The 6,000-nt window shown below is 51.5% G+C and carries 4 protein-coding genes and 1 pseudogene; all 5 read right to left on the bottom strand.

Annotated features, from left to right (window positions below; all coding sequences use genetic code 11):
- Window positions 1–34 precede the first annotated feature (34 nt).
- The 5 genes and pseudogenes from WKT12_RS07170 to radA all read right to left on the bottom strand — a co-directional run bounded on the left by WKT12_RS07170 (window position 35) and on the right by radA (window position 5,937).
- On the bottom strand, window positions 35–622 hold the full coding sequence (locus WKT12_RS07170; protein ID WP_340319255.1) for a helix-turn-helix transcriptional regulator: 588 nt from the start codon (window positions 620–622) through the stop codon (window positions 35–37).
- 192 nt (window positions 623–814) lie between these two features.
- Complete coding sequence (locus tag WKT12_RS07165) at window positions 815–2,389, bottom strand: RNA-binding domain-containing protein (RefSeq protein WP_340319254.1); 1,575 nt, start codon at window positions 2,387–2,389, stop codon at window positions 815–817.
- Window positions 2,390–2,517: 128 nt separating this feature from the next.
- The gene (locus WKT12_RS07160; protein ID WP_340319253.1) at window positions 2,518–4,170 is read right to left on the bottom strand and encodes an NAD(P)/FAD-dependent oxidoreductase; all 1,653 of its coding nucleotides are present in this window, start codon (window positions 4,168–4,170) and stop codon (window positions 2,518–2,520) included.
- Window positions 4,171–4,223: 53 nt separating this feature from the next.
- A pseudogene (locus WKT12_RS07155) lies at window positions 4,224–4,541 on the bottom strand (cell filamentation protein Fic); the annotation flags it as partial.
- Between the two features lie 22 nt (window positions 4,542–4,563).
- Window positions 4,564–5,937, bottom strand: coding sequence for a DNA repair protein RadA (radA, locus tag WKT12_RS07150; RefSeq protein WP_340319252.1), 1,374 nt, complete (start codon window positions 5,935–5,937; stop codon window positions 4,564–4,566).
- Between the last annotated feature and the right edge of the window lie 63 nt (window positions 5,938–6,000).

Here is a 6,000-nt window from a genome sequence, read left to right as displayed (position 1 = left end):
GTACAATCAACAGAGCAGGCACTTACCGGTCGTATCATATCCGGTCGGCTTCCACATACCCGTGCATCACGGCATAGATGGCAAGCCCCGAAACCGACTTGATGCCGAGCTTCTCGGTAATGTTCTTGCGGTGCGAAATAACCGTCGTCAGGCTGATGTTCAGCTTGTCGGCTATTTCCTTGTTGATAAGCCCTTTAGTAATCAGAATCAGTACCTCTATTTCACGAGGCGACAGATCATGCTCCTGCTGCATTTCCTGCGGTGATACGGGATGATGTGTCGCTTCGTGTCCCTGTTTCCGCATCTGCATGATGGAAGCCACCAGCTTGTCCTGCGGCAGACAGACATTCAGGGTAGGGACACCGTTCAGCAGAGGCTGTTCGCCCGCTGCCAGCACGATGGTCTTCGGACGTCGTTCCAGAAAAAACGACGTATGTTCGAAGTACGTCTGTGCCGAAACAAAATAATGGCTGTACATGTCCGGCGTATCGTCTATCAGTCTGGCGAACGACGGAAATCTGCGGATGGTCGCTACGGGGATAAGTTCTTCCAGAATGGTCTGCAAGCCCAGTGCTGTCAGCGTATTCTGTTCTACGATTGCTATTTCAGGGATATGTTGCATCTTGGTTATAGGTTATGTTTTTCACACAGGTTCATTGATTCGTATCGGAGGAATGCTATATCAAAGAAACGATTGAAAAAGGCTTTTAGTTTTTCCAAAACCGTTTTCTTTTTTATTTCTCTGTTTTTATCAAAGATAGACATGGGAGGAAGTATTTGGGCGATTTATATTGCTTTGTCATAATTATTCAAATTACAATTGTTTACAAAGCCGATACAGTTGTTTGGGGCTATTGGGTACTTCTTTAATGGTTGGTTCTATAAGTCCATTTTCCATCAACGGTATCAGAATTTTATTACGGAACCGTGTCCTGTTTGTTTCTCCCAGTATCTCCATTAGTTTCAGAATGGACTGCGGTTTCTCCCTTAGTGCGTAAATGAATTCGGCTATCACCTCAGAGGTGTACTGGTTGAGCTTAGGACAAGCTTGAGACAAGCTTAGGACAGCTTGGGACAGACTTGGGACAGCTTGGGACAAATGTTCGTTGGGTATCTCCTTATCCTTTTGCATCTCTTCTTTTCCCAGTTTCAGGGTAAGCAAGACGGTGTCAGGCTGTACCGTTTCTTCAATTGCAGGCCGTCCCCATTGGTTATTTTCCCATCCTTTCACGATATAATCGGCACCACTTCCGGCTTTTTCACCATATCCCAGCAGCATAAACATTTTCTGGATAATCGGATTACGGCAAAGACTATGACTTCCTGCATAAAAATCATCTACGGAAATCAGCATTCTGCCCGGATTCCGCATGATGATTCTATCAGGCTCACGAATCACGATGATATTTCCCGGCTCTGCATAGCTGGCGTGTACAAGCGTATTTACCAATGCTTCACGGATAGCAATGTGGGCCTGCGTTTCTTCTACGCGGGTAATGCCTTCCAGCCTGAAAGGAGTAGGTATGGTTTGAGATAATTCATTGTAAACCCGGTAAAAGAACTGGTAAATATTGGCCTCCCATGTTCCGTCGGGATAAATACGATTGGACCAGCGGACACCGGGAGTATCGGATAGTTTCTCCTGATAATCCACAAAATACCATGGTGTACAGGTGGTGTCGGTAATGCTTTCTGTTTTTCCAAACATTAAAATGCCCGCACGGGTAAAACCTTCCGTACCTGTTTCTCTGTCTATCCGATAGGCTCCGATTTTCATCAGAAAAGCCCGGTCATCCAAGTCATTCCATGGATGATTTTCTTTTCTAAGCGCAAATCGTTTTCGGTAACCCTGCAAAGTTACAGGATCTATATCCTTTATACTGTAGTTTGGTAAAATCTGATTATCAAAAGGAGCCGTTGCATGATGGGCATCCGCAAACATTTCGCGCACTTCATCATCCGTACAATGATAGTCACCCTCATGGTTACGCTTGTACGTATTGCCAAAAGGATTGCGGGTAAGATAGACCGGACGGACATTGTATGTAGCTCGGGGAATACGGAAGACCAGATAGAAACTACCGTCCGCTTCACCTACTGCCACATCACGTTCCGTAAGCATGGTGGCACTTACTTTTTCTTTGTTGTGTGCACAATCCCAAAAGCGTTTCTTATATAGAGTTATCTGTTCTTCCGTCAATCCATCCAGTAGAAAACGTCCTTCTTTTTCCTTTACACCCAACACGATGATGCCGCCGTTTGTATTGGCAAAGGCAGAAAAGGATTCCCAAAAGCTTTCCGGCAATCCACCTTTTGCCGATTTGAATTCTACTTCTGCACTCTCGGCTCCTTTGATAAGTGCGTGTATGTCATTTTTTATATCCATCATGCTTTCTGAATTGTATGGCTAAATTTTTTTTCAATTCTGCTGAATGTCAATAGCTTGCTTCTCGTATAGCTCCTGTACGGCGGTAATTCCTTCCGGAAATCCTTCGGACAAGTCGTTTACCTGTTCCCTTATCCTCGCTGCAAGTACGCCGCCACGGCATCGGCACACCGTTCGCCGTCGATACCTGCCGACACGATACCGCCTGCATAGCCCGCACCCTCTCCGCAGGGGAACAGCCCTTCTACGGTGACGTGCTGCAAGGTTTCATTGTCGCGCACGATGCGGATAGGCGCCGAGGTACGTGTTTCCACGGCAATCATCACCGCCTCGTTGGTCAGGAAGCCGTGCGAGCTCTTGCCGAACAACTGAAAGCCGCGGCTCAGACGACTGCTGATGAATTTCGGCATCCAGAAATGAAGCGGCGAAGAAACCAGTCCCGGACTGTACGATGTGTCGGGCAGGTCGTAGCTCACCTTCCGGTTGATGAAGTCCGCCATGCGCTGCGCAGGAGCCGTCTGTCGCATGTTACCCTGCTGCCAGCAGAGTTGTTCCAGCTTCTCCTGAAAGTGCATCACAGCCAGTGTATGTACGCTTCCCTCGGGCAGTTTTCCCGAACGGGCAATCAGTTCCTCGGTCTGTGCCTCTGCCGAACCCTGAATGGTTTCGCACGTCTGAAGCTGCAAGTCGGGCAGGAGCAGATCTTCGGGACGCAGTTCCACCACCATGCCGGAGTTACTCCACTTTGTGCCACGGTTGCTGGGGCTCATGCCGTTCACCACTATCTGATGAGGTCCGCTGGCTGCCGGCACCACAAATCCTCCCGGACACATGCAGAAGCTGTACACCCCGCGACCGTCTACCTGCTGTACGAAACTGTATTCCGCTGCCGGCAGATACTTTCCGCGTCCGTTCTTGTTGTGGTACTGAATCTGGTCGATCAGCATCGACGGATGCTCCAGACGTACCCCCACGGCGATACCCTTGGGTTCGATGGTCACTCCGTTGGCATACAGCCAGCGGTATACGTCGCGTGCCGAATGTCCCGTAGCCAGAATCACCGGACCGTGGAAGGTCTTTCCCGTATTCGTTTCAATGCCTGCCACCTTGTTGTCCTTGATGAGCAGGGCGTCCATGCGTGTCTGGAAGTGTACCTCTCCACCGCAGGCGATGATGGTGTTTCGCATGTTCTCGATCACCCTCGGCAACTTGTCGGTTCCGATGTGCGGATGCGCGTCTATCAGGATGGAAGTACTTGCCCCGTGCTGGCAGAACACGTTCAGAATCTTGTCCACGCTGCCACGCTTCTTGCTGCGCGTGTACAGCTTGCCGTCGGAGTAAGCTCCCGCACCTCCCTCGCCGAAGCTGTAGTTCGATTCCGGATCTACTTTATGCTCACGGCTGATGCGGGCAAGATCCGTCTTGCGGTCGCGCACGTTCTTTCCGCGCTCCACCACTACCGGACGCAGTCCCAGCTCTATCAGGCGCAGGGCAGCAAACAGACCGCCCGGTCCGGCACCCACCACAATCACCTGAGGCTTACCCTCCACGTTGCGGTATTCCGTCCGTACGAACTCCTCCTCGGTAGGCGTTTCGTTGATGAACACCTGCACCTTCAGGTTCACGAAGATGGTCCGCTGGCGGGCATCGATGCTCCGCTTCAGCACCCGTACGGCGTGGATGGTACGAATGTCGAGCCCCTTCTCGCGGCTCACGTATTGTTTGATATGCTGTTCGCTGGCTGCCTGCTCGGGCAGAACTCTTAACTGGTATTCTTGTATCATAAATGGTTGTTTTTGTTTACTATGAATCAGAGTCAGGTTTAAATGATAATAAGCTGTCTGTATTGAAGCGGTCGAAGAGCGGAAATAATGGCATCAAGATTATAAAACCGGGTGTTGTACATTTTCCCGTCGGAGGCAGTTGTTTCCATTTTGGAAATAACTGAATTTTCATTCAGCTCACCGTCTTCGAATATATTTTTCAGATGCTTGCTGATGGCTGGCACTCCTATGTCGAACAGCTCGGCTATTGCTTTTTGCGTAGCCCAGATTGTTTCGTCTTTATAGAGCACTTGTATACCGTTCTCTTTTCCTTCAAGTTGGAAAATGAGAAATTCTGCCGTACTGTTTCGTATGTTGAATTTCTTTGCCATAAATTATCTTGTTAGCACTCTTTTACCCGAACAACTGCCGGAAAGCCTCTTCCACCTTGCGTACGGGTACCAGCTCGATTTTGATCTTCTTGCGGTCCAGTCCCTGCAGGTTATGCTTGGGGACGAGCATCCGTGTGAAGCCCAGCTTCTCCGCCTCGCTGATGCGCTGCTCGATGCGGTTTACGGGACGGATTTCGCCGCTCAGTCCCACTTCGCCCGCCATGCATACGCCCGCTTCAATCTCCGTGTCCATGTTGCTCGACAGGATGGCACTGATTACCGCCAGGTCGATAGCCGGATCGTTCACCTTCAGTCCCCCCGCGATGTTCAGGAAGACATCCTTCTGTGCCAGCTTGAATCCCACACGCTTCTCCAGCACCGCCAGCAGCATGTTCATGCGGCGCAGGTCGAATCCCGTAGCCGAACGCTGGGGCATACCGTATGCCGCCGTGCTCACCAGCGCCTGCACCTCGATGAGAAACGGACGGATACCCTCTACCGCACAGGCGATGGCAATGCCGCTCATGCCCTCATGGTCTTGCGTCAGCAGCAGTTCCGAAGGGTTGCTCACCTGCCGCAGCCCGTCCTGACGCATCTCGTAGATACCCAGTTCCGCCGTACTTCCGAAGCGGTTCTTGATGCTCCGCAGGATGCGGTACATGTAGTGCTGGTCGCCCTCGAACTGAAGCACCGTATCGACGATATGCTCCAGCACCTTCGGTCCGGCGATGCTGCCCTCCTTGTTGATGTGCCCGATGAGGATGACCGGCGTACCCGTTTCCTTGGCAAATTTCAGGATGGAAGCCGAACACTCGCGCACCTGTACGATGCTGCCCGGCGACGAGTCGATGTTCTCCGTCGAAATGGTCTGTATGGAGTCGATGACCACCAGGTCGGGAGCCGTGTTCTTGATGTTCGTGAAAATCTGCTCCAGCGACGTTTCGCACGCAATGAGCAGGTTGCTTGCCTCGGGATGGAGGATGCGGTCGGCACGCAGCTTCAACTGCCGTGCACTCTCTTCGCCCGAAATGTACAGCACCTTCTTGTCCGTGAGCCGGAGTACCGTCTGCAGCACCAGCGTCGACTTTCCGATGCCCGGTTCCCCGCCTATCAGCGTGAGCGAACCCTCTACCAGTCCGCCGCCCAGTACGCGGTTCAGCTCGTCGTCGCCCATGTCGATGCGCTCTTCCTCTCCCGAGGTGATTTCGTGCAGCCGCTGCGGTTTCGAGCGTACCGACTCGATACCGTGCGCCACATGCTTGGCTACGGGCACTTCCTTGCGCACCACCTCTTCCACAAACGTGTTCCACTGCCCGCACGACGGACACTTGCCTGCCCATTTGGGTGATTCCTGTCCGCAGTTGGTGCAAACATATACGGTTTTTTCTTTCGCCATGATTCGTTGGTTGGGTTAAGTTCTTATCTTTGCAAAGATACTAAAAAACGGGCGTTTTTCCTC

The organism is Phocaeicola sp. HCN-6420 (assembly GCF_037890145.1).
Lineage (GTDB): Bacteria > Bacteroidota > Bacteroidia > Bacteroidales > Bacteroidaceae > Phocaeicola.
Note: the sequence above shows the minus strand (reverse complement) of the source record. Positions and strands in the feature narration are given on the sequence as shown.